The sequence below is a fragment of the Thioclava sp. NS-SX20 genome (assembly GCF_057380695.1).
This window is the reverse complement of the sequence record NZ_CM170816.1, coordinates 1,671,349-1,697,696: the sequence shown is the minus strand read 5'-3', so window position 1 is coordinate 1,697,696 and position 26,348 is coordinate 1,671,349. Positions and strand designations below refer to the sequence as shown.

27 protein-coding genes are annotated in these 26,348 nt (G+C 62.2%); 22 read left to right on the top strand and 5 right to left on the bottom strand.

The genetic code is table 11. From position 1 onward, the window contains the following. Position 1: 1 nt before the first annotated feature. The gene (locus AC2ISB_RS08255; RefSeq protein WP_486574687.1) at positions 2-1,327 is read right to left on the bottom strand and encodes a hypothetical protein; all 1,326 of its coding nucleotides are present in this window, start codon (positions 1,325-1,327) and stop codon (positions 2-4) included. Between the two features lie 260 nt (positions 1,328-1,587). Here AC2ISB_RS08255 and msrB point away from each other — a divergent pair, with 260 nt between their 5' ends. From msrB to AC2ISB_RS08230, 5 genes are all read left to right on the top strand, one after another. Next, complete coding sequence (msrB, locus tag AC2ISB_RS08250; RefSeq protein ID WP_339107756.1) at positions 1,588-2,037, top strand: peptide-methionine (R)-S-oxide reductase MsrB; 450 nt, start codon at positions 1,588-1,590, stop codon at positions 2,035-2,037. Positions 2,038-2,379: 342 nt separating this feature from the next. Beyond that, positions 2,380-3,423, top strand: a complete 1,044-nt coding sequence (locus tag AC2ISB_RS08245) for an aldo/keto reductase (protein WP_406721030.1) — start codon at positions 2,380-2,382, stop codon at positions 3,421-3,423. Next, positions 3,401-3,769: a hypothetical protein gene (locus tag AC2ISB_RS08240; RefSeq protein ID WP_486574686.1), complete on the top strand. Its 369-nt coding sequence runs from the start codon at positions 3,401-3,403 to the stop codon at positions 3,767-3,769. The genes AC2ISB_RS08245 and AC2ISB_RS08240 overlap by 23 nt, the downstream gene beginning before the upstream one ends. After that, positions 3,757-4,281 (top strand): lipocalin/fatty acid-binding family protein, encoded by a 525-nt coding sequence (locus AC2ISB_RS08235; RefSeq protein WP_339107753.1) that lies wholly within the window; start codon positions 3,757-3,759, stop codon positions 4,279-4,281. Before AC2ISB_RS08240 ends, AC2ISB_RS08235 begins: the two co-directional genes overlap by 13 nt. A 68-nt stretch (positions 4,282-4,349) precedes the next feature. Then, positions 4,350-5,240 carry a DMT family transporter gene (locus AC2ISB_RS08230; RefSeq protein ID WP_486574685.1) on the top strand — a complete coding sequence of 297 codons (891 nt, stop codon included), beginning with the start codon at positions 4,350-4,352 and terminating at the stop codon, positions 5,238-5,240. Here the strand turns inward: AC2ISB_RS08230 and AC2ISB_RS08225 are convergent. Continuing rightward, positions 5,237-5,860 (bottom strand): NUDIX hydrolase, encoded by a 624-nt coding sequence (locus tag AC2ISB_RS08225; RefSeq protein ID WP_486574684.1) that lies wholly within the window; start codon positions 5,858-5,860, stop codon positions 5,237-5,239. The genes AC2ISB_RS08230 and AC2ISB_RS08225 overlap by 4 nt on opposite strands. A 215-nt stretch (positions 5,861-6,075) precedes the next feature. Between AC2ISB_RS08225 and AC2ISB_RS08220 the strand changes: the two genes are divergently transcribed. The 4 genes from AC2ISB_RS08220 (at position 6,076) to AC2ISB_RS08205 (ending at position 8,413) form a co-directional block, all read left to right on the top strand. Further along, positions 6,076-6,816 carry an EF-hand domain-containing protein gene (locus AC2ISB_RS08220; RefSeq protein WP_339107750.1) on the top strand — a complete coding sequence of 247 codons (741 nt, stop codon included), beginning with the start codon at positions 6,076-6,078 and terminating at the stop codon, positions 6,814-6,816. Between the two features lie 117 nt (positions 6,817-6,933). Further along, positions 6,934-7,512, top strand: a complete 579-nt coding sequence (locus tag AC2ISB_RS08215; protein ID WP_339107749.1) for an RNA polymerase sigma factor — start codon at positions 6,934-6,936, stop codon at positions 7,510-7,512. A 19-nt stretch (positions 7,513-7,531) separates the two neighbouring features. Further along, a complete protein-coding gene (locus AC2ISB_RS08210) occupies positions 7,532-7,936 on the top strand; it encodes a hypothetical protein (RefSeq protein WP_486574683.1) in 405 nt (134 codons plus the stop codon). Further along, entirely contained in the window at positions 7,937-8,413 is a 477-nt protein-coding gene (locus AC2ISB_RS08205) for a periplasmic heavy metal sensor (RefSeq protein WP_486574682.1), read from the top strand. It begins immediately after the preceding gene. Positions 8,414-8,543: 130 nt separating this feature from the next. Here AC2ISB_RS08205 and AC2ISB_RS08200 read toward each other — a convergent pair whose 3' ends face one another. Then, positions 8,544-9,941: a diguanylate cyclase domain-containing protein gene (locus tag AC2ISB_RS08200; RefSeq protein ID WP_339107746.1), complete on the bottom strand. Its 1,398-nt coding sequence runs from the start codon at positions 9,939-9,941 to the stop codon at positions 8,544-8,546. A 93-nt stretch (positions 9,942-10,034) separates the two neighbouring features. Here AC2ISB_RS08200 and AC2ISB_RS08195 point away from each other — a divergent pair, with 93 nt between their 5' ends. The 6 genes from AC2ISB_RS08195 to dacB all read left to right on the top strand — a co-directional run bounded on the left by AC2ISB_RS08195 (position 10,035) and on the right by dacB (position 15,028). After that, entirely contained in the window at positions 10,035-10,313 is a 279-nt protein-coding gene (locus AC2ISB_RS08195; protein ID WP_339107745.1) for a DUF3572 domain-containing protein, read from the top strand. A gap of 9 nt (positions 10,314-10,322) precedes the next feature. Further along, positions 10,323-11,018 (top strand): HAD family hydrolase, encoded by a 696-nt coding sequence (locus AC2ISB_RS08190; RefSeq protein ID WP_339107744.1) that lies wholly within the window; start codon positions 10,323-10,325, stop codon positions 11,016-11,018. Positions 11,019-11,078: 60 nt separating this feature from the next. Next, on the top strand, positions 11,079-11,720 hold the full coding sequence (locus tag AC2ISB_RS08185; protein ID WP_339107743.1) for a heme NO-binding domain-containing protein: 642 nt from the start codon (positions 11,079-11,081) through the stop codon (positions 11,718-11,720). Further along, a complete protein-coding gene (locus AC2ISB_RS08180; protein WP_486574681.1) occupies positions 11,720-12,748 on the top strand; it encodes a GGDEF domain-containing protein in 1,029 nt (342 codons plus the stop codon). The genes AC2ISB_RS08185 and AC2ISB_RS08180 overlap by 1 nt, the downstream gene beginning before the upstream one ends. A 172-nt stretch (positions 12,749-12,920) precedes the next feature. Continuing rightward, the gene (locus AC2ISB_RS08175; protein WP_339107741.1) at positions 12,921-13,538 is read left to right on the top strand and encodes a nicotinate-nucleotide adenylyltransferase; all 618 of its coding nucleotides are present in this window, start codon (positions 12,921-12,923) and stop codon (positions 13,536-13,538) included. Positions 13,539-13,597: 59 nt separating this feature from the next. Continuing rightward, on the top strand, positions 13,598-15,028 hold the full coding sequence (gene dacB, locus AC2ISB_RS08170) for a D-alanyl-D-alanine carboxypeptidase/D-alanyl-D-alanine endopeptidase (protein ID WP_406736273.1): 1,431 nt from the start codon (positions 13,598-13,600) through the stop codon (positions 15,026-15,028). Positions 15,029-15,046: 18 nt separating this feature from the next. On the opposite strand, the gene AC2ISB_RS08165 is transcribed toward dacB, so the two are convergent. Further along, positions 15,047-15,475, bottom strand: coding sequence for a tellurite resistance TerB family protein (locus tag AC2ISB_RS08165; RefSeq protein ID WP_486574680.1), 429 nt, complete (start codon positions 15,473-15,475; stop codon positions 15,047-15,049). A 121-nt stretch (positions 15,476-15,596) separates the two neighbouring features. Between AC2ISB_RS08165 and AC2ISB_RS08160 the strand changes: the two genes are divergently transcribed. From AC2ISB_RS08160 to AC2ISB_RS08150, 3 genes are all read left to right on the top strand, one after another. Continuing rightward, positions 15,597-17,243 (top strand): lysine--tRNA ligase, encoded by a 1,647-nt coding sequence (locus AC2ISB_RS08160; protein ID WP_486574679.1) that lies wholly within the window; start codon positions 15,597-15,599, stop codon positions 17,241-17,243. Positions 17,244-17,450: 207 nt separating this feature from the next. Next, the gene (locus tag AC2ISB_RS08155) at positions 17,451-17,990 is read left to right on the top strand and encodes a hypothetical protein (protein ID WP_486574678.1); all 540 of its coding nucleotides are present in this window, start codon (positions 17,451-17,453) and stop codon (positions 17,988-17,990) included. A 169-nt stretch (positions 17,991-18,159) separates the two neighbouring features. Beyond that, positions 18,160-20,448 carry a glycosyl hydrolase family 28-related protein gene (locus AC2ISB_RS08150; RefSeq protein ID WP_486574677.1) on the top strand — a complete coding sequence of 763 codons (2,289 nt, stop codon included), beginning with the start codon at positions 18,160-18,162 and terminating at the stop codon, positions 20,446-20,448. A gap of 54 nt (positions 20,449-20,502) precedes the next feature. Here AC2ISB_RS08150 and AC2ISB_RS08145 read toward each other — a convergent pair whose 3' ends face one another. Further along, a complete protein-coding gene (locus AC2ISB_RS08145; RefSeq protein ID WP_406721018.1) occupies positions 20,503-21,045 on the bottom strand; it encodes a HugZ family pyridoxamine 5'-phosphate oxidase in 543 nt (180 codons plus the stop codon). A gap of 478 nt (positions 21,046-21,523) precedes the next feature. Between AC2ISB_RS08145 and acs the strand changes: the two genes are divergently transcribed. The 4 genes from acs (at position 21,524) to AC2ISB_RS08125 (ending at position 26,287) form a co-directional block, all read left to right on the top strand. Next, positions 21,524-23,458, top strand: a complete 1,935-nt coding sequence (gene acs, locus AC2ISB_RS08140) for an acetate--CoA ligase (protein WP_339109525.1) — start codon at positions 21,524-21,526, stop codon at positions 23,456-23,458. 4 nt (positions 23,459-23,462) lie between these two features. Continuing rightward, positions 23,463-24,158, top strand: a complete 696-nt coding sequence (locus AC2ISB_RS08135) for an adenylate kinase (RefSeq protein WP_486574676.1) — start codon at positions 23,463-23,465, stop codon at positions 24,156-24,158. 125 nt (positions 24,159-24,283) lie between these two features. Continuing rightward, complete coding sequence (locus AC2ISB_RS08130; RefSeq protein WP_406721017.1) at positions 24,284-24,541, top strand: DUF4212 domain-containing protein; 258 nt, start codon at positions 24,284-24,286, stop codon at positions 24,539-24,541. 18 nt (positions 24,542-24,559) lie between these two features. Then, complete coding sequence (locus tag AC2ISB_RS08125; protein ID WP_339107732.1) at positions 24,560-26,287, top strand: sodium:solute symporter family protein; 1,728 nt, start codon at positions 24,560-24,562, stop codon at positions 26,285-26,287. Positions 26,288-26,348: the final 61 nt, after the last annotated feature.

The following is a 26,348-nucleotide window of genomic DNA, read 5'->3' as shown; positions in this document are numbered from 1 at the left end:
CTTACTCCACCGGACGGAGGGAGGCGGCAGGCGCGGACGTTCCGTGCCGCATCTCGGGCGGGGAGACCGTGGGGGGCGGCGTCAGGTCAGGCCCGATATTCAGATCCCGCGCAGCTGCCAGTGCCGCGCGCAGCTCGGCCACGGTCATATGTTCTTCGGGGGCATGGGCGCCCTGCGCCTGACGGATTGCCGACTGCACCACCATCAGGATGAAGACCAGAACGGCAGGCAGCAGGTCGATGGCGATCGCCCCCGCCCAGGACGGGACGAAATTGCCCGCATAGCGGATCACCGCATCGGCGGCCGAAAGCGCGGTATATTCGATTTCGGCGGGGTCGGGCAGGGCCTGCACCTCTGCAGCGGCGCTTTCCAGCGTGCTGGCGCGGTCGGCCAGAAGGGTCATGACCGAGGCAATCGTGCTTTCTTGCGAGCTGCGTCCCGCATCGGTGCTGGCATCAAGGTCGGGCAGCACCACCGAATCCCGCAGGTCTGCCGCCGCCCGCATCACCAAAGGCGCGACATTCAACTGGCGCAGCTCGGCAATAATCGCCGACAGCCGCACCGCCTCTTCGGAAAACCGCACCGAGCGGCCCTCGACCGCGCCCGGCTCGACCGAAAGCGCCCGCATCCGCGACAGGATCGCATTGCCACTGGCAAAGGCTTCCTCCACCGCCTTGTCCTGTGCGGCAATCTGTGCCTCAAGGCCCTGTAGCTCGTTGGATTTCTGGGTCAGGACGCGGAAGACCGCACCACGCCCTGCAAGCCCCGACAGATCGCCCGTGGCTTCCTGCTGGGACAGCCCGTCGAATGTGTCGCGCACGCGGGCCACATCGCGGGCCAGCGCCTGACCGGCAATGGTCTTGGCATGGGTGCGTTCCAGCGCGGTCTGATACTCCTGTACGGTATGGGCCAGATGCTGTTCTACCGCCGCAGCCCCCGCCAGCGCTGCGGCATTCAGCCAGCTCGACATGGCGACAATCGCCAGCGATCCCAGCGCCATGCTCAGCAGCAACCCCAGCCGCGAGGCCGCCGTGCGCATCGCGGGCAAAAGCCGCATCATATAGGACCAGAACACGAAGATCCCCACCGAGACCGCCAGCGAATAGCTGAGCGCGGCAAAGGTGGTCCATGCCCCGCTATCATCCAAGAGCGAGCGCACGCCCAGATAGGTATAGATCCCCGACGCAGCCGCCAGCACGCCAAGCGCCGCGCCGGTAAAACTGTCGAGCCAGCGCAGATGGCGCGACAGCTCGTGGGCGTAACGATGGGCCTCGCTTTCGGGGAGGATGGAGGTCTGCGAAACGGGCGGAAGAGGCGTATCGGCCAAGGGCGGCTCCTTTGAAGGGGCAGGGCTGGGAAGAACGTCTGGTGGTGGTGGGGGCGGTGCATCACCGGCACGGCCCCGTTATAAATCGCGATGGGAGGCGCGTATTTCAAGGGCGCGCGCCTGCCAGCCCCCGCCTCAGCAAAGGGGGAAGACGGGCCGCCGGATTTCGCGCCGTTGGGGCTTTCGCGGCTTTGGGGCCGTTTTGCCCCTTTGCTTTTGCCGCGCGCTCCATATCTTGAGAGCCAGCAAAGGAGATATCCATGAGCACCGAAAAGACCTATGCCAAGTCGCGCGACGCGATCGAACGCCTGACGCCCGAGCAGTTCCGCGTGACCCAGCAATCGGGCACAGAACGCCCCGGCACGGGCGCGTATCTGCACGAGAAGCGCCGCGGCCTCTATGTGGATGTGGTCTCGGGCGAGCCGCTTTTCGCATCCTCGTCCAAGTATGAATCGGGGTGCGGCTGGCCCAGCTTTACCCGCCCGCTCCTTGCGGACCACATCACCGAGATCCATGATACCAGCCACGGCATGATCCGCACCGAGGTCCGCTCGACCTATGGGGACAGCCATCTGGGCCATGTCTTTCCCGACGGCCCGCGCGAGCAGGGGGGCTTGCGCTATTGCATCAACTCGGCCTCGCTGCGGTTTGTCCCGCTCGAGGAGATGGAGGCCGAAGGCTATGGCGATCTGATTGCCCGCATCGACTGACAGCAAGGGGGGGGGGCGGAGCGCTGGCGCGCCGCCCCGTTTTGTGGCCCGTTTTGTGTCCTGCTTCGTGGCCTGCCTGTCCCGCGCGGTGTCTCCGGTTCTGTTCCGGTTTGGCTTGGGGGCAGAAAGATATGTGGATCTGCGCACAAAAGGTCCCGCCTCGGGGCCTTTTGAATGGCGGGGCGCTGTGGCAGGCTCGCCCCCGATAGGCCCGACTGATGGGGGCGACTGATAGGCCCGACTGATGCGCGCGTCCCGCCGGACAGGGCGCGTCTTTGTGGCTTATGTCCATCCCGCGCGTCGGACCCGCAGTTGACCCCGCACTCTGAGAGGAATGAGTATATGCGTAAAGTAAAGCTTGGCCGGACCGATATCGAGGTGAGCGAGATCTGCCTCGGGTCGATGACATGGGGCTCGCAGGACAGCGAGGAAAACGGTCATGCCCAGCTCGATTATGCTTTGGAGCGCGGCGTGGATTTCATTGACACCGCCGAGATGTATCCGGTCAATCCTGTGTCGAAGGACACGGTGGGCCGCACCGAAGAGATCATCGGGAACTGGCTGGCCCGAACCGGCAAGCGGCAGGATGTCATTCTGGCGACCAAGATCACCGGCGAGGGCGGTGCCGCGCGCGAGGGGGCGGCGATCACCGGACCGGCCATCCGCGCCTGTGTCGAGGACAGCCTGCGCCGCCTGCAAAGCGATTATATCGACCTCTACCAGTTCCACTGGCCCAATCGCGGCAGCTACCATTTCCGCAAGACATGGAGCTTTGCACCCGACCGGCAGCCCGCGAAATCGGAGATCCGCGCCAATATGGTCGAGTGTCTCGAAACGCTGGGGGCGTTGGTCAGGGAGGGCAAGCTGCGTGCGTTCGGTCTGTCCAATGAAAGCGCATGGGGCACGGCGCAGTTTCTGGAACTGGCCGAGGCGGGGCACGGCCCGCGCGTAGCCTCGATCCAGAACGAATATTCGCTGATGTGCCGCTATTACGATCTCGATCTGGCCGAACTGGGCGTGCAGGAGGATGTCACGCTTCTGGCCTATTCGCCGCTCGCCGCCGGTATCCTGTCGGGGCAGTATTCGGGCGGGGCTGTGCCTGCGGGGTCGCGGATGGCGGCCAATGGCAATCTGGGCGGACGGGCCAATCCGCGCGCCTTCGAGATTGCCGATCTGTATGTGAGGATTGCCCGCGATCACGGGCTGGACCCGATCACGATGGCCATCGCCTTCACGCTGGATCGCCCCTTCCCCTGCCTGCCGATCATTGGCGGGCGCTCGGTGGCGCAGATCGGGGCGTCGATCGATGCGGCGGGGCTGGTGCTGTCGGCTGACGTCAAAGAGGCGATCGCCAAGGTGCATCATGATCACCCGATGCCCTTTTAAGGTCATCCTGCTGGGGGCCGCGCTGATGGGCGTGGCCTCCTGTCGGCCCGGTTTCCTCCCATTCGGCACGCCCGAGGCGGCACAGACCCTGCCGCCCGTGGGCGAGGCGCGCGACAGCCTGTTGCAGCAGTCCTGCACAAAGCGCGGGGGCACGTGGAATCAGCGGGCGGATGGTGCAATCTGCGTGACGCGGCCGAAAGATGCGGGTAAGTCCTGTCGCAAGGCGTCCGATTGCGAGGGTGAATGTCTTGCCCGGTCGAACACCTGTGCGCCGGTGCGCCCCTTGATGGGCTGCAACGACATCCGCACCGAAAACGGTATGAGTGTGACCCAATGCCTTGGCTGAGCCGGAACCTGGCCCTTGCAACCGCGATTGCTGCTGTGACTTTGGCCAGCTGTGGCCGCGCACCGCAGGAAAAGCTGGTGCGTGATCCGAAATCGGGGATTTCCTCCGCGGCACTTTTTGACCCCGAACGCTTTGCCGGCGAGTGGCTGGTGGTGGCCTCCAGCACGCCGCGCTGCGCGGGGGGCAAGCAGAACTGGGCCCTCTCCGGCAAGACCGGCTATCGCCTCTCGGGCACCGATTGCAGCGATGGCACGGCACCGCGCATGCTTGGCGGGACGGCGGTTGTAACCGGACCGGGCGGGCGGATCTCGACCTCGGACAGCTTTGGCCGCGAACCGGTCTGGGTGCTATGGGTCGATCAGGATTACCGCATCGTCGCATTGGGCACCCCGTCGGGCCGCTGGGGCCAGATCATGGTGCGCCCCTCGGTCGGGCCGCGCTCGGACCTGTTGACGGCGGCGCGCGAAGTCATGGCCTTTAACGGCTACTATCTGAACCTTATTACCAACTGATCCCGCCTGCGGGATCGTCACCATTGATCCTGCGCGAGCTTCTCGCGCGGGACGGAAAGCGTTGTAGAATGTGGATTCTCCTGACCCTTTGCGCCGCAGCCCTGCAGACAGGGCGTTTCGTGCTGCAAAAGAAGCTGGCCGGGTCGGGTCTGTCGGCCGCAGGGGCCACGTTCTCGCGCTTTGTGTTCGGGGCACCGCTGGCGATTGCGGGCGCATTGATCCTGCTGCCCGAGATGGGCCGTCCTGCGGATCTGTTCGGCCAGATGGGGGCGGGGTTCTGGGCCTATGTGGTGATCGGTGGCGCGGCGCAGGCCTCGGCGACGCTGCTTCTGGTGCGGTTGTTTGCCTTGCGTAATTTCGCGGTGGGGATTGCCTTTACCAAAACCGAAGTGGTGCAGGTCGCGCTGATGTCGCTTGTCTTTCTGGGGGACCGGATTGCCGTGCTGGGCTGGGTCGGGATCGTGCTGGGGCTGGTGGGGGTGTTGTGCCTTTCGCGCCCGCCCGAAGGGGGCATCGCGGGCAGAGCGGCGGTATACGGGATTTTGGCAGGCGGGCTGTTCGGGCTGTCGGCCATCGCCTATCGCGGGGCGACGCTGGAGCTCATGCCCTTGCCCTTCATGGGGCGTGCCTTTGTCACGCTGGCCTGTGTGACATCGGTGCAGACATTGGGGATGGGGCTGTGCCTGCGCCTGTTCCAACCCGGCGAACTGACGCGCGTGCTGCGGGCATGGTCGCGCACGATCTGGGTCGGTATTCTTGGCGCGGCAGGCTCTGCGGGCTGGTTCATGGCCTTCGCCCTCCAGAATGCCGCCTATGTGCGGGCATTGGGGCAGGTGGAGATGGTCTTTACCCTCTGCGCGTCGGTGCTGATTTTCCACGAGCGGCTGCACCGCCGCGAGGCGGTGGGCATCGCGCTGGTGCTGGCCTCGGTGATTGTGGTGGTGCTGGCCGCCGCCTAGCAGATCCGCGAAAAGACAGGACGCGGGCCGCGATTGTCAAAAAACGGGACCCCCTCAGCGGGGGCCATATCCTGCAGTCTATGGGCCGCAGCCAGCAAGGCACCCGCCTCGGCCAGCACCAGTTCGGTGACAAAGGGCAGATCCAGCGCGCGCGCCTCGTGCAGGGGAACCCATGTCAGATGGCGCAATTCCCCATCATTGGGCAGAGGGGCGTCGGGATTGGCAAGGTCGCGGGCATTGGCCATCAGGAAACGCGCATCGAATCGTCTGGGGCGCTGGCGTGGCGTGATGGCCCGGAAGATGAAGTGCAATCCGGCGCCCTGACGCAGCGTTAGTCCTGTTTCCTCCTGCAATTCGCGCAATCCGCAACTGATCAGCGCATCGGCCAGCGCCCCGAGTCGCCTATGGCAGCGCGGCGAGAGGCCCGAATTCTGCGGGCTTGAGGTGTCCTGCGGGTCCAGCCCGCCGCCCGGAAATACGAATTTATTCGGCATGAACTGGGCCTTCGCCCCGCGCTGCCCCATGAGAACGGCGGGCCCCTGCGTGGTTTGGCGCCATAAAATAAGGCTGCAGGCATCGCGGATCGGTGGCGGGGTCTGGGGGGGGAGCGGCGCGGACATGGGGTCTCCGTTTTTCGTGATGCGGATGTGATCGGGGCTTAAGTTTGCTTCAGGCTCACTTCAGGGTCGGGCGGCAAAAAGAACAGGTCGAAGGCGCACACGCCCCTTCGGAGGAATTGGAAACGCAATGATACCGCGCCGATCTGGCAACGGAAAGACAGGCGGCGCACGTAGCAAATAGGACAGGTCCTGAACGGATCGGTGAGGAGTTCGAGATGAAAACGACGATCAAGAAATCCATCGGAGCAGTTCTTCTGGCCACGACCGGCCTCGCCATGGTGGCAGGCGGCGTTTCGGCTCAGCAAGCCCAGCCCGCCCCCGCGCAGTCAGAGGCCCCGATGCCTCCGCGCGATGGGAAAGCTGGCGCTGCAATGGATTTCTCGCGCTTTGATACCGATAAAGACGGTGTTGTAACCCTGAAAGAACTGCAGGCCCCGCGGGCGGAAAAAGCCGCCAAGCTTGATGCGAACGGGGATGGCTATATCACCGAAGAAGAGATGGTTGCCGCAGAGATGGCGGATGCTCAGGCCCGCATCGAGAAGCGCGTGAAGGCCTATTTCGAGATGATGGACAGCAATGGCGACGGCAAGCTGAGCGCAGCCGAGCTGGCCGCCAAGCCCGATCCGGAGATCCGGTTCTTCATGATGGCCGATACCAATGGCGACGGCAAACTTGATGCCGACGAGCTGGCAGCGGCCAAGCAGAAGATGGCGGCGGGCCATGACCGTTTTGACGGCAAGGGTGGTCCGCGTGGCGAGCGTGGCATGCGCGGGGATCAGGGCGCAAAAGGCGATCATGGTGCCCGTGGGGACCAAGGGGGCCGTGGGGATCACGGTGCGCGCGGTGACGGGCATGGCCCGAAAGGGGATCGTGGTCCGCGCGGTGACGCGAATGGCCGCCCGCCCATGCCGCCCGCAGATGCGCCCGAGGCTCCCGCAGCCGATAATGCAAACTGAGTTTGGTCTTCCATAAGTGATTGGCCGGTCCGTTTTTTCGGGCCGGCTACGTTATGTGTCTGGCGCTCTGTCTTGCGGAAATTCCGGTATCTGCTAGGGGGAGAACAGGCGAAAGGAATGGCAGTCGAAATGGGGGCAGAAACATCCGACGAGGCATTGCTTCTGGCCTATGGTCAGGGCGACCGTGCTGCAGCGCAGGCGCTGACAGTGCGCCTTGCGCCATTGAGCTATCGTCTGGCCTGCCGCATGCTGCGCGATGAGGCCGAAGCCGAGGATGTGGCGCAGGAAGCCATGTTGCGGCTGTGGAAAATTGCCCCGCAATGGCGTGTGGGGGAAGCCAAAGTTTCCACATGGCTGTATCGTGTGACCTCGAATCTGGCGACGGACCGTTTGCGCAAACGGCGCGCCACATCTTTGGATGAGGCGGGCGATCCCGCCGATGAAACTTTGTCTGTTGATGAACAAATGCTGGAAAATCAGCGCGCTGAGGCGTTACAATGGGCACTGGACCAGTTGCCGATCCGCCAGAAACAGGCGGTGATTTTACGCCATCTTGAAGGTTTATCCAATCCGGAGATCGCGGAAGCGATGGAAACCGGCGTGGAGGCCGTAGAAAGTCTGACAGCACGGGGGAAACGTGCATTGGCCGCCCTGTTACGCCAACGTAAGGATAGTCTTGGCTATGACAGGGATTAAGGCCGTGAAGGAGGGTGTGATGATGGTTGACGAACATAAGCTTGAGCCATTCTGGCAAGCCGCGCGGGACCAGCAGCCCGAGCCGTCGCCCGAATTTCTGGCGCGCGTGCTGGCGGATGGTCTACAGATGCAGGCACAGCACTTGCGTCCCGGCGCTCCGGGGGCGGCGGATGTGGCCTGGACCGGCGGTCTGTTCGGTCTGATATCCGTGCTGCGCGATGCCGCACGCAACTGGTTGCCGATGGGCGGCATGGTGGCGGCAACCTGCATGGGCGTTATTATTGGTTTGTCGAGCGGCAATCCTTTGTCCTATGTTGGGCTGAAGACGATTTCCACCGCTGAGGCAACAACTGTTGAGCTGTTGCCGACCGGTGATCTGTTCTCCGTTGCCGCGCAGGTCGCAAGCGAGTCTGGAGCTTATTAAATGAACGAGACAAGGCGCAAAGGGGATCGTAAGACCCGCTGGGCACTTATGATTTCCGTCACGCTCAATCTCTTGGTCGCAGGCGTTATTATTGGCGGTGCCTTCGGTCCCGCCAATCGCGGCCCCCAGCCGCCGCAGGTCGGGCTGGGGCCTTTTGACCGTGGGTTGACCGATGCGGACCGCCAGACCCTGACCCGGATGGCCAAGGCCGAAGGGTTCGAGTTCAACAATTATCCCGGTGCTATGGATGTCTGGCTGGACAGGATTCTGACGGCGATCGAGCAGACCCCCTATGATGAGGTCGCCGTGCGCGATGCGCTGAATGCGCACCGGATGCATATCGTGTCCCGTATCCAGACCGGCGAGGATATTATGGTGAAGTGGCTCGGGACACTCACCCCCGAGGACCGCAAGACCTTTGTCGAGCGGATTCGCACCCATGAAGAAGAAGGGGGTGGCCCGCCACCGCAGCATTAGCCTGCCGCGTGAGCGGTTGCAGGACGCGCTGTTCGAACGCCCCGCTGGAAAAACCGGCGGGGCGTTTTGTTGTTCCTATCGCTGTTGCGGGGGCTTCGGGCCTTGGGGGCAGAGGCGGGGGCGGGGGCGTTCAGGCGGCCGAGGGGCAGGGAAAGACCTGCACCTGATTGCGCCCGTTATGTTTGGACAGCAGCATCGCGTGATCTGCCGCCTCGAACAGATGATCGATGGACCGGAGGCGCTCGTCGCCCAGCACCAGCCCGATCGAGATCGTCACGTTCAGATCCGGCCCATTGGCGCGGTGGAAGGGGCGTTCGTTGATCACCCGACAAAGCAGGTCCGCCGCCAGTCGCGCCTCTTCGGGCGGGCAGTCGGGCAGAGCGATCAGGAACTCCTCGCCGCCGATGCGGGCAAGGAGGTCATTGCCGTCCAGCACGGTGCTCAGACGATGGGCAACCTCGGTCAGCACGCTGTCTCCGACGGCATGGCCATAGGTGTCGTTGATGTCCTTGAAACGGTCCAGATCCAGCAGCATCACGGCAAAATCCTTGCCGGTGCGGCGGGCATGATCGGCGATCCGCTCCAGCTGCGGCATGGCATAACGGCGGTTATACAGCCCCGTCAGCGGGTCGATCGTGGCAAGGCGCAGCCCTTCGGTCAGGTTCTTCCGGCTTTGGTCAAGGCGGCGTTTGCGGGCCAGATGGCGGCGCAGGCGTAAGGCGATATCCTCGGTGGTTTCGCGGGCGGTCATATCGGCGGGCAGCACATCATCGGCCCCCAGATCCAGAGCCATCACCGCCGTTTCGCGGGCCTCGGCCTCGGCGGCAATGCAGATCACCGCCGCTTTCGATCCGGCACGGGCACGCAGCTCGGCCATCAGGCGCAACCCCTCGTCGCGGCGCGACAGATCCGCAGCCAGAATAAGCGCGTCGAAAGCGCTTTGGGCTTCGGTGGCCACGCTCAGCGCCTCGGAGCGTTCGAGAATGGTCAGGTAATTGGCGGGGAGATGCCGCGCCAAGGCCTGTTTCCATGCGGCGGCCTGCACGCGGGTCGGGGCGATCAGCCCGATCCGTGCTGGTGCGGCGAAGGTGGCCGGCCCTTCGGCAAAGCCCAGATCGCGGAAGGTGCTTTCGCGCAGGCGCATTTCGGCATCGGTGGAACGGGTCCGCAGCAGGCTGCGCAGACGCGCCAGCAGCAGCACCTCGTCATAGGGTTTGGGCAGGCAGACATCGGCCCCCGCCCGCAATGCGGCCAGACGGTTGGCGATATCTTCCGGCTGATGCAGGAAAATCACGGGAATCTCGCTGGTCAGCGGGTCGGTTTTCAGATGGTGCACAAGCTCCACCCCGCTCATATCCGGTTGCGCCTGATCGATCAGGATCAGCTCGGGGCGCTCGCGGATGGCAAGGTTCAGTGCCATCTGCCCGTTACTGGCCAAGACGACATCGTAGCGTGCTCCGGCAAGCTTTGCCTTGAGCATGATGCGATTGGTCGCGATCTGGTCTGCAATCAGGATCTTGCCTGCCATGACGCCTTGTTCTCCCTCGGCGTTAATTCACTTGTGCATATTGCTTGGTATTAGGTTAATAAAATGTTTCGACTTGTCGGAAAGGAAATTCAAATGCGGCAAGAAACTGCCGAAGAGATCGCGCTTGGTGCATTGGGCTGGCTGGCCGGTCGGGAAAACCTGCTGGAGGCCTTTCTCAACGTCAGCGGCGCCGAGGCCAGCCAGATCCGTTCCATCGCGCGCGAGACCGGTTTCCAGACGGCGCTGCTGGATTTTATCCTGACGCAGGACGCATGGGTGATCGACTGTGCGCAGGATCTGGGCTATCGCCCCGACGAACTTGTTGCCGCGCGGGCCGTTCTGGGCGGCGGCGACCAGATGCATTGGACCTGAGGAGCTTTCATGCAGATTGCGGCGCTGCTGTTTGACAAAGACGGAACCCTGTTCGATTTCCATGCGACATGGAGCGCATGGGCCCGCGATCTGCTGCAGCATCTGTCGGACGGCGATCCGGCCTTGGCAACGGTGCTGGCGGAGGCCATAGACTATGACCTTCGGGCGGGGCGGTTCCGGCCCAGCTCGGTGGCGATTGCGGGAACAATGGATGAGATCGTTGCCGCGCTGGCCGCGCATCTGCCGCAATGGTCCCGCGCGGATCTGGCGCAGGAGATGCACCGCATGGCGCAGGGCGCACCGCAGGTGGCCGCAGCACCGCTGGCGGATTTGCTGCCGCGCTTGCGTGCGCGGGGGCTGAAACTGGGGGTGATGACCAATGATGCCGAGGCGTCGGCACGGGTCCATCTGCACCGCGAGGCGGCGCTGGATTATTTCGACTATGTGATGGGCGCCGATAGCGGGTTCGGGGCCAAACCCGATCCGGCACCGCTGCTGGCACTGGCGCAGAAGCTGGGGGTCGCGGCGGAGGCTTGTGTGATGCTGGGCGACAGCCTGCATGACCTTCAGGCGGCAAAAGCGGCGGGTATGATGCCGGTCGGGGTGCTGACCGGTCCGGCCACCGCCGAGGTGCTGGCCCCTTTCGCGCAGGCTATTCTGTCCGATATTGGTGAATTGCCCGAATGGCTTGCCAGTCAGGGTTGAGGCTGATGTCTTATGACGGGTTGAGGGTATTTTAACAGTCAGGATCTAGGCTGGGCGCATATGTCGCTTAACCCGGGTCCGATTGTCATGCATGGCCTTATAAATACCTCGATTCAGACCTTTTTGATTGGAAATTACGGCACGGCTGTCTGGCTGGATGTCGCGACTGAAATCGGCATTCCTCCCGAAGGCTATGAGGCGATGCTGACCTATGACCATTCCCATACGGACGCCTTGCTGGCGGCGGCTTCCACACGGCTGAACAAGCCGCGGCTGGGCTTTCTGGAAGACCTCGGGGCCTATGTCGCCATGATCGAGCCGGTGCGCAGGCTCTTGCGGTTCAGCGGCCCCGACTATCCGGAATTTCTGTTATCTCTGAACGAGATGCAGGGCAGGGCGCAGATGGCTCTGCCCGATCTCGAAATGCCGGAACTTACCTGCTCTCTCGAGCATGTGGGGGTTTACCGGCTGTCCGTTCATAGCAAGATGCTGGGCTGGGGGGCGGCGATGACCGGTCTGGTCCGCGCGATGGCCGATGATTACGGGGCTCTGGCCTTTATCGAATATCTCGATCAGGTGCAGGATCGGGGCGGCGTCTGTGACGACCAGATGGTGCAGGAAGACGTTTTGGTCACCCTGCTTGAAGAAAGTTTTGCCGAAGGTCGCAGCTTCGACCTCGCGGCACCGGCGGGGAGAGTGTGATGTTGATCAGCCAGATGGAGACCGCCCCCGTGCCGCGCGCGCCCGCCTTGTCGGTCGAGGCTCTGGGCCAGTTGATGCCGATGTTTCTGTGGCTGGACGGGGATGGCACGATTTTGGGCATGGGGCCGACCCTGATGAAAGTGGTGGGCGGTGCCTCCGCGCTCGGGCATTCGGTGACGGATTGCTTCCAGATGGGGCGGGGCCGGACACGGCAGGCCACGTTCGATATTTCCCCGTCGCGGCGGATCCATCTGACCCCGCGCAGCTGGCCCGACGTGTCTTTGCGTGGTGTGGTGGTGCCGATCGTCCAGCGGGGGGTGATGCTCAACCTGACATTCGGGGTGCATCTTAACAAGGCAATCCGGGCCTTCCGCCTGACCGAAGCCGATTTCTCCACCTCCGACCTCACGATGGAGCTGCTCTATCTGCAAGAGGCCAAGACGGCCGTTCTGGGAGAGTTGCGTGCGCTCAATCACCGGCTGGAGCGCGCCCGCCGCAGCGCGGAAGATGCGGCGCGCACAGATCCGCTGACCGGCCTGTCCAACCGCCGCGCCTTCGATATCGCACTGGAGGCCAGTCTTGAGGCCGGTCGTCGCGGGGGGGCGCCCTTCGCGCTGGCCCAGCTTGATCTGGACCATTTCAAGGCGGTGAATGACACGCTTGGCCATGCGGCGGGCGATCATGTTCTGGCGGTGGTGGCCAAAATCCTGCGCGAGGAAACGCGCGAGATGGATGTCGTCTCGCGGGTGGGGGGCGATGAATTTGTCATGCTGCTGCGCGATTCGGTCGATCCGGAGCGGCTGCGGATGATGGGCGCGCGCATCATTGCCCGTCTGGAAGAGCCGATCCCCTTCGAGGGGCATGAATGCCGGATTTCAGGCTCGATCGGGGTGGCGATGTCGCAAGATTACGACGATCCGGTGGCGGAAGAAATGATGGCCGATGCCGATGCCGCGCTTTACACCTCGAAGCGGGAAGGACGCGCCCGTTGCACCCTGTCGGTGCCGGGGTCGGGGGGAGCATCCTAGGCAGGCCCTTTCACGGGCCGCCGTGCAGGAAAACGCGCAAACATGCGGCTTTGCGCTGCGGAGCACAGCCTTTTGTGCGGTGTCCTGCCCACGGGCAGTTTCCGCACGCGGCAGTGGCATAATGTCGCATTTGGGCTTCCCATCCGCAGGTGCTTTGGCTAGGTCTTCGCGCATGAGCCAGAATTTTCCTATAGCCCGTCCGGGAATGCGCATCGGCCTCTTGGGGGGATCTTTCGATCCGGCCCATCAGGGGCATGCCCATATCAGTCGTGTGGCACTACGGCGGTTCGGGCTGGATCAGGTCTGGTGGCTGCTCAGTCCGGGCAATCCGCTCAAGGCCAAGGGGCCTGCGCCGCTGGCTGCGCGGATGCGGCGCGCGCGCGAGGTCATGCCCGATCCCCGGATCAAGATCACCGATCTGGAACAGCGGCTGGGCACATGTTTTACCGCCGATACGCTGCGTGCGCTGCAGGCCCATTATCGGCAGGTGGATTTTGTCTGGCTGATGGGGGCGGACAACCTGATCCAGATCGACCGCTGGGATCACTGGCAGGATATTTTCGACCGGATGCCGGTCGGGGTTCTGGCGCGCCCCGGGGTGCGGTTGCGGGCACGCTGTTCGAAAGCGGCGCGGGTTTTCGCCCATGCCAAACTGCCCGGATGGCGTTCGCAGGAACTGGCGGCGGGGCCTGCGCCGCGCTGGTGCTTTATCAACATGCCGATGTCTTCGGAATCCTCGACCCGTATCCGCGATGCCGGAGACTGGAAAAGCCCTGCGCGCGAAGCTTGAACCAGAGCCTCGCGCGGGTTATTCTGGCCAGACATTCCAGAAAAAGGCGGTTTGGCACGATGCAGGTTTCTCGGCGCGGTTTCGTTACGGGTCTGGCGGCTTCTACTCTTGGGCTGGCGGCACCGCCGACATTGGCGCAGGCCCAGGTGGCCTCGGGCGAGGGGTATGTGCAGGCGGCGCGGCTGGGGGGCGATGTCGGCTATGTGGTGATGGATGCGCGCAGCGGGCAGGTGCTGGAGGCACGCAACCCGACGATGGGTCTGCCGCCCGCCTCGACGGCAAAAACCATCACGACGCTTTATGCCCTTGAAACCCTTGGAACAAACTACCGTTTCGGCACGTGGCTGATTGCGACGGGGCCGGTGGTGAATGGCGTGATTCAGGGCGATCTGGTCCTGTCGGGCGGGGCGGACCCGACGCTTTCGACCGATCATCTGGGGGCAATGGCGGCAGAGCTTGCGCGGATCGGGGTGCGGGGCGTGACGGGGCGGTTTCTTGTCTGGGGCGGGGCGCTGCCCTATGCCGAGGAAATCGCGAAGGACCAGCCCGTTTATGTCAGCTATAACCCCTCTATCTCAGGGCTGATCCTGAACTATAACCGCGTCTATTTTGCGTGGAAACGTGCCGGAAACGGCTATCAACTGACGATGGATGCCCGCGGCGACAGCTACACGCCGACGGCCTATACCGCGTCGATGCAGGTGGCTGCGCGCCAGTCGCCGCTTTTCGCCTATTCGGATCGCGGGGGAAAAGAGCAATGGACGGTGGCGGCCCCTGCCTTGGGGCGCTCTGGGTCGCGCTGGCTGCCAGTGCGGCATCCGACGGCCTATGCGGGGGATGTGTTCCAGACGCTGGCGCGCGGGCAGGGCTGCCCCCTGCCCAGCCCGCAAGAGGCCAAGACGGCTCCTGTTGGCACGGTTCTGGTGACTCATGCCTCGCAGCTTCTGCCGACTATCCTGCAGGATATGCTGAAATATTCCACCAACCTGACGGCCGAGGCGGTGGGGATGACCTCCTCGACGGTGCGTGGTTTGCCGGCCGCGCGCGGGCGCTCGGGGACCGCGATGAGCCGGTGGATTGCAGCCAAGGCGGGCACGCAGGCGATCGATCTTGTCGACCATTCGGGGCTGGGCGGCGCGTCGCGTGTGACGGCGATGGATATGGTGCGGGTGATTGCCGCAGGCCAGCCGATGGGTCTGCGCAACCTTGTCAAACCTTTCAAGCTGCGTGATGCGGCAGGGCGCAACCTGCAAAGCCAGCCTTTTGCAGTAGATGCGAAGACCGGCACGCTGAATTTCGTGTCCTCGCTGGCGGGCTATATGACGGCACCGAACGGGCGCGAGCTGATGTTTGCCATCCTGACCGGCGATGTGGACCGCCGCCGCCGCACGCAGGACGAAGATCGTCCGGCGGGGTCGGTGGAATGGGTGAAGCGTTCGAAAATACTTCAGTCGCAACTGCTTATGCGATGGGGCGCTGTTTACGGCTAACCCCTGCGCAGTCGGTGTTCAGACCGGTAGCACCATATGACGGGCGCGGGCTCCGCGCTCGATTGCGGCGGCGTGCAGGCGGTCAAGCCCCAGTTCGATCCGCGTTTCTTCCAGCATGCGCAACTCGGGCTGGTTGAGAAGCCCGTCGGCTGCGGCCACATCGCAGGCCAGCGCATAGGCGGTTTCGGACATCGCTTGCGGCAGGCTGTCGCGCACAAGCCCGAATAGCGCCTCGATACCGTCTTCCTCCTCGAACAGCGCAAAGACGGTGCGGGCGATTGTGCCGATCCGGTCCGCATCGTAATCGGCAAAGACCGGCAGGTGGTTCACAATGCGCTCGATCGCCACCAGTTCCGAGGTGCGGATCTCTTCATCCGAGGCGGAAACCGCCACCATGACCGCCACAAGGGCATCTTGCGGCGAAAGCGAGGGAAGGGCATCCGGCATGGTCTTTGGTCCTTTGCAAACAGGGTTATGAGGCTTGAGTTATTGACGACCCTGCCCGCGTTCAATAGGGGAAGGGCAACGGGGCGGTTTTTCGCCCAATTCCACCGTTATGAGGTATAGCATGAGCACTCTGCGCGACGCCGCACTGAAGTCCAAAGCATGGCCCTTTGAAGAAGCGCGCAGCATCCTCAAACGGTACGAGAAACAGCCGCCCGAAAAGGGCTATGTGCTGTTCGAGACGGGCTATGGTCCCTCGGGGCTGCCGCATATCGGCACCTTTGGCGAGGTGGCGCGCACGACGATGATCCGCCGCGCGTTTGAAGCGATCTCGGATATCCCGACCCGCCTGATCTGTTTCTCGGATGACATGGATGGGATGCGCAAGATCCCGTCGAATGTGCCCAATCAGGAGATGCTGCACGAGAACGCGCAAAAGCCGCTGACCTCGGTGCCGGACCCGTTCGAGGAATATGAGAGCTTCGGCCATCATAACAACGCGATGCTGCGTCGTTTCCTTGATACGTTCGGCTTTGAATACGAGTTTTATTCGGCAACCGAATTCTACAAATCGGGCCAGTTCGACGAGGTGCTGAAACGCGCGGTCGAGCGCTATGATGACATCATGAAGGTGATGCTGAAATCGCTGCGCGACGAGCGGGCCTCGACCTATTCGATCTTCCTGCCGATCCATCCCGAGACGGGGCGTGTTCTTTATGTGCCGATGAAATCGGTGAATGTGGCGGATTACACGATCACCTTTGACGACGAGGATGGCCGCGAATGGACGCTGCCGGTGACGGGCGGCAATGTGAAGCTGCAATGGAAGCCGGATTTCGGCGCGCGTTGGGCGGCTTTGGGCGTCGATTTCGAGATGTATGGCAAGGACCACTCGACCAACACCCCGATCTACGACCGTATCTGCGAGATCTTGGGCGGCAAGAAGCCCGAGCATTTCACCTATGAGCTTTTCCTTGATGCCAATGGCGAGAAAATCTCGAAGTCCAAGGGCAATGGCCTGTCGATCGACGAATGGCTGACCTATGCCTCGACCGAGAGCTTGGGCTATTTCATGTTCCTCAAGCCGAAGACCGCAAAACGGCTGCATTTCGATGTCATCCCGAAGATGATGGACGAATATCACCAGCAGCTGCGCGCCTTCCCCGATCAGACCTTGGAACAGCAGGTGGCCAACCCTGTCTGGCACATCCACGGCGGCCAGCCGCCGGAATCGAAGATGGTGGTGCCGTTCTCGATGCTGCTGAACCTTGCGTCGGTGGCAGGGGCTGCGGATAAGGACGGGCTATGGGGCTTTATCCGCCGCTATGCGCCGGAAGCGACCCCCGAGAGCCATCCCGATCTGGATCAGGCGGCGGGCTTCGCGCTGCGTTACTTCGATGATTTCGTGAAGCCCACGCTGCAATTCCGCCTGCCGTCGGATCAGGAGCGTGCGGCGCTGGAAGATCTGCTGGCCTGCCTGCAAGATCCGGCCCGCGCTGTGGCCGAGATTGCCAAGAAAAACGACGCAGAGGGCAAAGGCGAGGCCGCTCCGGAAGCCGATATGACCTCGGATGATTTCCTGCAGACCTTGGTGTTCGCGATTGGCAAGAACCACGGGTTCGACAACCTGCGCGCGTGGTTCCAGGCGCTGTACGAGGTGCTGTTGGGGCAATCCCAAGGGCCGCGTTTCGGCGGGTTTATCGCACTTTACGGGGCGGATGAGACCGTGGCGCTGATCACGCGTGCGCTGAAGGGCGAACTGGTCGCCTGAGCCAGATCCAAGACTTGTGAAACCGCTCCGGATTTTTGCTTCGGGGCGGTTTTGTTAACTATAGATTGAGCTATCCGCGCGACACTTGGCCTATCTCCTGCCAGAGGTGCTGCCATGCTTGTCCGTCTCAGTCTATGCTGTCTGCTTGCCGGTGTGTCTTCCGGTTATGCATTTGATATTGATCGTGATTTCTTCATAGATACCGGCATGTCCAGCCTTGGGGCCTATCTGGCGCCCGAGGTGGCATTGGGGCCGAATCTGTCGCTGCGGCTGCCGGTTTATGCGGCGGAGCTGGGATCTGTATCTGTTAACCAGAGAGGCACGGCCTTTCACGGCGGGCTCGACTCGTTTCAGGGCGGGGTGGTGCTGGATTACAGGCCGTGGGAAAATGGTGTGTTTGTCTCGGGGGGTGTGCTTTGGGGCGGATATGATTTTTCGGGACAGTTGCGCGAGATTGACACCGGGAGCGGCCCTGTATCGGGGGGCTTCGGTTTCGAGGTGGCACAATCGCAGGATGTGGCGCCGGTGGTGTCGGTGGGCTATCGTTATTTCTCGGGCTCGGCGTTTTATGCAGGGGTCGAGCTGGGCGGAAAAATTGCCACCCATACTCTGCATCTGACGGGGCTTGAGGCGCTTGATTCTGTGGACAAGCGCGCGGTTGAGGCGGAGCAGGCCCGCATTAATGCCGATCTGGAGGAGGTCTCGGTGGTGCCGTTTATGACGGTTTCTGCCGGTTTTTCTTTCTGAAATCCTCACCCTGTTGCGCCGGCTGTTGCAAGCGGACGCTGCGGTCGGAAGATGTTCATACCTGAGGACCAGCCTGTGATCAGGCGGCAGAAGATCTTTGCAGATGGCGTTGGCCGGAGCTTTCCGGAGCACGCCTTGCGGGTGATGCCGATGATCACAGGAGGATGCTATGAATGTCGCGATAACCGAGGGGCTGGCCATCATGCCGCCCGCATTTTCGGACGGGCTGGATGTCTGGTCTTCGGCCAACGGAACCAGCGGGTCTGCGACATATGCGGGTTCGGCCTCGGCGGCTTATGTGCCCTCGGATGCCGATTTTGGGGGCTGTCTGGAACTGCAGAAGACCCAGTCCACGCAGAAACTGCGCTGGATGGGTCAGGTGCCAATCCGGCCCGGTCTCTATTTGCAGATCACCGCACGGGTGAAGGCGGTCAGCGGGAACCTTCCCAGCGTGCGGATTGCGGGCTATGCGATGGGCGCGTCGGCGCATGTGTCGGGGCTGACCGAGGTGGGGGCGGCCACAGCGCTATCGGCCTATGGCGAGGTGGTCACGGTGCGGGCCATCGTTTCGGTTGCCGCCCGCGAAGGCGTGGATATGGCTTGGGGAATGGACCCTGTTTACGGCCATTTCGGCATTGATCTGACAGGACAGACGGGCGGAGTGGTGCGCATCGACGACCTGGAGATCGAGGATGTCAGCGAGTATTTCTTTCGCGATCTGATCGGCATGGTGGATGTGCGCGATTACGGGGCCAAGGGCGATGGCAGCACCGATGATGCGGCAGCCTTTGCGGCAGCCGATAGTGATGCGGGCGGGCGCACGGTTCTGGTGCCGGAGGGCAGCTACTACATTGCGTCCTCGATCTCGTTGCAATCGCCCATGCGGTTTATCGGGACGTTGGTGATGCCTGCGGCGGCACGGCTGGCGCTGATGACGAGCTATGATTTCCCGACCTATGCCGCGGCCTTTGGCGATGAGGAGCTTGGCCTGCGTAAGGCGTTGCAGGCGCTGTTCGGCTATGTGGATCATAACGTTCTGGACCTGAAAGGCCGTCGGGTGGAAATCACCAAGCCGCTGCGGGTCGAGGAATACGCCCCCGATCTGTCCAGCTTTTCCAACCGTCGTGTGCTGCAGAACGGCCAGTTGAATGTGATCGAGGGGACGGCATGGAATGATGTGACGGTGATGAGCGCGGCCACCTATAATATCGCGCAGCCGACGACCCTGACGGGGGTTGCCAATGTGGCGAATATTCCCGTGGGCGCGCATATCACCGGCACAGGGGTCGGGCGCGAGGTCTATGTGCGGGCCAAGAATGTGGGCGCGCAGACCATCACCCTGAGCCAGCCGCTTTATGGCGGGTCGGGCACGCGGAGCTATACTTTCACCCGCTACCAGTACGTGCTGGATTTCTCGGGGATGGACAAACTGGACCGCTTCAATATCGCCAATGTCGAGATCCTGTGTAACGGCGTGTCCAGCGCATGGATGTTTGCGCCGGACGGGCAGATGAACCAGATCCGCGACAGCTATGTGGTGCGGCCCAAGGATCGGGTCTTCACCTCGATCGGGCGGGGGTGTCAGGATTTCCTGATCGACGGTTGCCAGTTCCTCTCGGACGAGCAATCCACCCCCGCCCAGGACCGCAAATCGGTGGTGCTCAATGTCAACGCCAATGACGTGAAGATCCGCGACTCGCGCTTCGTGCGCTTTGGCACCACCTTCGTGCTGAACGGCTCGGGGCATCTGATCGTGGGTAACCACTGGTTTCAGGGCGACAACGAGACATCGGCCACGCGGGTGGCGGGGCTGGTCTTTACCCAGACCAATGTGCAATCGGCAGTCACCGGCAATTACATCGATAACAACATTATCGAGTGGACCAACGAACATGACGCCACCCCCGATTTCGGCAATGAATACAGCTTTGGCGGGCTGACGGTGACCGGCAATACCTGTGTGTGCATCAACACGGCCGCCTGGTTCACATGGTTCTCGATCAAGCCCTATGGCACGGGGCATTTCATTCAGGGGCTGAATATCTCGAACAATGTGTTCAAGTCGCTCAATGGCACCATCGACAAGATCGAGAAGGTCGATACCACCTTTGCCGATCTGGATTATTCCCGCATCCGGAATGTGATGATTGAAGGGAATATGTTCAACGGGGTCACCAAATTCACCTGTTCGCCGGTGACGTTGGAGATGAACCAGTCCACCGCGCAGCAGGTCTGGGTGCTGGATGCGGCCGAGTACATGCCGTTCGGGGGATGGGCGCGCAATGTCGAAGGGATCGTGGCCGAGGGGATGGTGCGTGATGGCAGCGCGGCACGGGTGACCGAAATGCCCTATGTGCAGGTCGAACAGGGCACGGCGAAGCAACAGGTCTGGCTGAACTGGTCAAAGGCCACGCGCGGGCGGTTGCAGGTCAGGCTGCGGATGGACACACCTGTTTGACCGAGCCATGCGGGTTTCGGGCCGATACACGCCGCTTCCTTCGGGGGGCGGCTTTCAGCTTTGCAGCAGGTCGGCAGCGGTCAGGCGATAGCTACGGGCAAAACCGCCATTGAGCTGGGCTGCGAGGATATGGAACTCGATGAAGTAGAAATCGCCCAGATCGATATAGAGCTTGGATTTGGGATGGTCGGCCAGCCAGCGGTCGCGCAGGCTGGGATGACGCGGGTCCATCCGGTCCAGCGGGCGGGCCTCGACCTGAAGGCTGAGGCGGGGATGGGTCAGCGGGTCGCCCTTGCTGCCCGGAATGCCGATCAGCATACCTGCCCGCGGGTCCGCAGCCAGTGCGCGGGCATGGACCGAAAGCCCAGAGACCAGCGACCATAATCCACCCGCCGGACCGGGCCCGATGGCGATGCGCGAGACATGCGGAAAGCCGGTGGCCGGATCAATGGTGCCGATGGCGGCGAACAGCGACTCTGCCAGCAATCTGCGCGCAAGATCGCGCGACTCCTGATCGGCGTCCTGCACTGGATCGGCCCGTTGCACAGCCCCCGAAAGCGGCAGCGGGTCTTTTGGTATGTCGATCGGTGCGGGCATCGGATGTCCCTCTCTGGGGTGGTTTTACAAAGGGTAGGATTGCGGGCGGAGCTTGGCAAGTTTGTGGATAAATCACGCCGTCTCCGGGGCAGCCTTTCGGGCGGATCGAATCAGGTCATTTTCGTCTTCGGGCCATGCTGCACACGCATAAAGTGTTTCTGCGATGCGGCGAAGCCCCTTGGCCTAAAGTTGTAGATGCTGATTTTGCGCTACAGGCAACAGTTTGACGAAACGTCATAAAATCGGCGTAATTTTTTAAAAATTTACAAATACGCAAATATAGACGTGAATAAATTAACAGAAAAGATGAACGAAAAAAGGGGGTTATCAAAAATCGTATCTCGTGTTTACACTCGTCTCTGGGGAAAGGTGCATCTGATGGAGGTCGGAGGCACCGCGCGGCTCAAAAGGGCCGCAGGATATAGCTGAGGGAGGAAAGCTTATGGCTGCTCAGGAACAGGTGCTGGCTGCGCCGGATATGCGCGAAGTACCGAGCCATTTCGGGCCGGCACATGCCGATGCCGCTAAATATCGCGAGATGTATAACGAGTCGGTCGAAAATCCGGAGGCCTTCTGGGGCCGTGAAGGCAAACGGCTGGACTGGATCACCCCCTATACCAAGGTCAAGGACACCGATTTCACCTTTGGCAATGTGTCGATCAAGTGGTTCCATGACGGGGTGCTCAATGCCTCGGTCAACTGCATCGACCGCCATCTGGCCACGCGCGGCGATCAGACCGCGATCATTTTCGAGCCCGACGAGCCGAGCGATCCGGCGCAATACATCACCTATCGCGAACTGAGCGAGAAGGTGAACCGTATGGCCAACGTCCTGCTGTCGCAGGGCGTCATGCGTGGCGACCGTGTGGTGATCTATCTGCCGATGATCCCCGAGGCCGCCTATGCGATGCTGGCCTGTGCGCGGATCGGCGCGATCCATTCGATCGTCTTCGCGGGCTTCTCGCCGGATGCGCTTGCCAACCGGATCAATGACTGTGGCGCGAAGCTGGTAATCACCGCCGACACCGCGCCGCGCGGGGGGCGTCGCACGCCGCTGAAGTCGAATACCGATGCCGCGCTTCTGCACTGCTCGGACAAGGTGCGCTGCCTTGTGGTCAAGCATACCGGCGACCAGACCACGTGGATTCAGGGCCGCGATGTGGATGTGAAGGCGATGATGGAAGACGTCTCGCCCGAGTGCCCGCCGCGTCCGATGAATGCCGAAGACCCGCTGTTCATCCTCTATACCTCCGGCTCGACCGGCAAGCCCAAGGGCGTGGTGCATTGCACCGGTGGCTATCTCGTCTATGCGGCGATGACCCATGAATATGTCTTCGATTACCATCAGGGGGATGTCTACTGGTGTTCGGCGGATGTGGGCTGGGTCACCGGCCACAGCTATATCGTCTATGGTCCGTTGGCCAATGGCGGCACCTCGCTGATGTTCGAAGGCACCCCGACCTATCCGGATGCGGGCCGCTTCTGGGAAGTCTGCGAAAAGCACAAGGTCAACCAGTTCTACACCGCGCCGACCGCGATCCGCGCGCTGATGGGGCAGGGGCCGGAATATGTCGAGAAATACGATCTGTCCGCGCTGAAAACGCTGGGGTCGGTGGGCGAGCCGATCAACCCCGAAGCCTGGGCCTGGTATGACAAATACGTGGGCAAAGGCAAATGCCCCATCGTCGATACCTGGTGGCAGACCGAGACCGGCGGCCATATGATCACGCCGCTTCCGGGCGCGATCCCGACCAAACCCGGATCTGCCACGCGTCCGTTCTTCGGTGTGAAGCCGGTGATCCTTGATCCGACCACGGCGGTCAAACAGGATGAGACCGCCACCGAAGGCGTGCTGTGTATCGCCGATAGCTGGCCGGGGCAGATGCGCACCGTCTGGGGCGATCACGAGCGCTTCCAGGAGACCTATTTCAGCCAGTACAAGGGCTATTACTTCACCGGCGACGGCTGCCGCCGTGACAGCGATGGCTATTACTGGATCACGGGTCGCGTGGATGATGTGATCAACGTCTCGGGGCACCGGATGGGCACGGCCGAGGTGGAATCGGCGCTGGTGGCGCATCAGGCTGTGGCTGAGGCCGCCGTGGTGGGCTTCCCGCACGAACTCAAGGGGCAGGGCATCTACGCCTATGTCACCCTGATGAACGATGTCGAGCCCTCCGACGATCTGCGCAAGGATCTGGAAAAATGGGTGCGCACCGAGATTGGCCCGATTGCCAAGCCCGATGTCATCCAATGGGCGCCCGGTCTGCCGAAGACCCGTTCGGGCAAGATCATGCGCCGTATCCTGCGCAAGATCGCCGAGAACGACACCGGTGCCTTGGGCGATATCTCGACGCTGGCCGATCCGTCAGTGGTTGATGATCTGATTGCCAACCGTGCGAACAAGGGGTGAGCTCATGGCCGATACCGTCAAGACAACACCTGCTGTTCTGATCCTGCTTGGGCCTCCGGGCGCAGGCAAGGGCACTCAGGCCCGGATGCTGGAGGAGAAATTCGGGCTGGTGCAGCTTTCGACCGGTGACATGCTGCGCGAGGCCGTGGCTCAGGGCACGCCTGCCGGTCTGGCTGCGAAATCGGTGATGGAGGCCGGTGGCCTTGTCAGTGACGAGATTGTTCTGGCGATCCTGCGGGACCGTCTTGGCAAGCCCGATACCCGTTCTGGTGTTATTCTTGACGGCTTCCCCCGCACGGCGGGGCAAGCGGCGGCGCTGGATGATCTGCTGCATTACACCGATCAGCAGGTGACGGCGGCGATTTCTCTGGCGGTCGATGACGAGGCGATGATCGCCCGTGTTGCTGGCCGCTATACCTGCGCCAAATGCGGCGAAGGATACCACGACACGTTTAAACAGCCCGCCGTGGCGGGCACGTGCGACAAATGTGGCGGCACCGAATTCAAACGTCGGGCCGACGATAATGCCGAAACTGCGCGGACAAGGTTGGAGGCCTATCACGCGCAGACGGCACCGCTCATCGCGCATTACCGCGCGTTGGGCAAGCTGGAAGAGGTGGATGCGATGGGCAGCATCGATACCGTCGCTTCCGAGCTTCGCATGGTCATGGAGGAGAAGGGCGTGACCACGCGCGACTAAGGATCGAAGGACCGGCCCTTGCGGGGGCCGGTCGCCCGATCCGGTTTAAGGGAGGGGCCTGTTTTGGGCAGCCTGAGGGCTGTGCGCGGCTGGTCTATGGAGAAAATCCAAGGGAGACAAACACAATGGCTGATCAACCATCATCCAATGCTTATTGGAAAGCGAATATACGCACGATCCGGCTTTACCTTGTAATTTGGTTCATCTGTTCCTTCGGCTTCGGCATTCTGCTGCGACCGATGCTTGCGGGCATTCCGGTCGGTGGCACAGACCTCGGCTTCTGGTTCGCCCAGCAGGGCTCTATCCTCGTGTTCCTCGTGCTGATCTTTGCCTATGCGGCCAAGATGAACAAGCTCGACCGTGAACATGGCGTCGAAGAGTAACGGAGGCAAGTAAGACTTATGGATCAGTTTACCCTGAATCTGCTGGTAGTCGGCGCGACCTTCGCCCTCTATATCGGCATCGCGATCTGGGCCCGTGCCGGATCGACCTCGGAATTCTATGCGGCAGGGCGCGGTGTCCACCCCGTGCTCAACGGTATGGCCACCGGCGCGGACTGGATGTCGGCGGCGTCCTTCATCTCGATGGCCGGTATCATCGCCTTCGGCGGTTTCAATACCTCGGCCTATCTGATGGGCTGGACCGGCGGCTATGTGCTGCTGGCGATGCTGCTGGCGCCTTACCTGCGCAAATTCGGCAAATTCACCGTGCCGGAATTCATCGGCGACCGCTTCTACAGCCAGACCGCGCGCACCGTGGCCGTGATCTGCCTGATCATCGCATCGGTCACCTATGTGATCGGCCAGATGACCGGCGTGGGCGTGGCCTTCTCGCGCTTCCTCGAAGTGGATAACGCAACCGGCCTCTATATCGGTGCGGCGATCGTCTTCATGTATGCCGTGCTTGGCGGGATGAAGGGCATCACCTACACGCAGGTTGCGCAATATGTCGTGCTGATCATCGCCTATACCATTCCGGCGGTGTTCATCTCGCTGCAACTGACCGGCAATCCGATCCCGGGTCTGGGTCTGTTCTCTGACAGCACCGCCACCGGCAAGCCGATCCTGCAGGAACTCAATGGTCTGCTGGGCGATCTGGGCTTCTCCAGCTATACCGAGCAGTCGGACACCATGCTGAACATGTTCCTGTTCACCATGTCGCTGATGATCGGCACCGCCGGTCTGCCCCACGTTATCGTGCGCTTCTTCACCGTGCCGAAAGTGTCGGATGCCCGTACCTCGGCCGGCTGGGCGCTGGTGTTCATCGCGCTGCTCTATCTGACCGCGCCTGCGGTTGGGGCGATGGCCCGTCTGAACCTGATCAACACCGTCTATCCCGAAGGCACCCAATCGGCACCGCTGGCCTATGATGCGCGTCCCGACTGGATGAAGAACTGGGAACAGACCGGTCTTCTGAAATTCGAAGACAAGAACGGTGACGGCCTGATCAACTATGTCGCAGATCCGGCGGCCAACGAGTTCGATGTCAACCGCGACATCATCGTGCTGGCCAACCCCGAAATCGCCAATCTTCCGGGCTGGGTGATCGCATTGATCGCAGCCGGTGGTCTGGCAGCGGCTCTGTCCACGGCGGCAGGTCTGTTGATGGCGATCTCTTCGGCGGTCAGCCACGACCTGATCAAGGGTCAGATCAATCCGGGCATCTCCGAGAAGAACGAGCTGCTGTCGGCACGGATCTCGATGGCGGTGGCGATTGCGGTGGCCACGTGGCTGGGCCTCAATCCTCCGGGCTTTGCAGCGCAAACCGTGGCACTGGCCTTCGGTCTGGCAGCCGCCTCGATCTTCCCCGCACTGATGATGGGCATCTTCTCGAAGCGCATCAACAACAAGGGGGCCGTGGCCGGCATGCTGACCGGTCTGATCGTGACCATCATCTATATCTTCCTGCATAAGGGCTGGTTCTTCATCCCCGGCACGGCAAGCTTCGATGATGCGGACCCGCTGCTTCTGTCGGTGAAATCCACCTCCTTCGGGGCGATTGGCGCAGTGATCAACTTCGTGGTGGCCTATATCGTGTCCTCCGCGACCGAAGAACCGCCGGAAGAAATTCAGGATCTGATCGAATCGATCCGTATCCCGAAAGGCGCAGGCCAGGCCGTGGATCACTGATCCACCAAGGCTGGCGATGACTGCAGGCGGGGCCTTCGCCTGTAGTGCTCCGGGGGGCGGG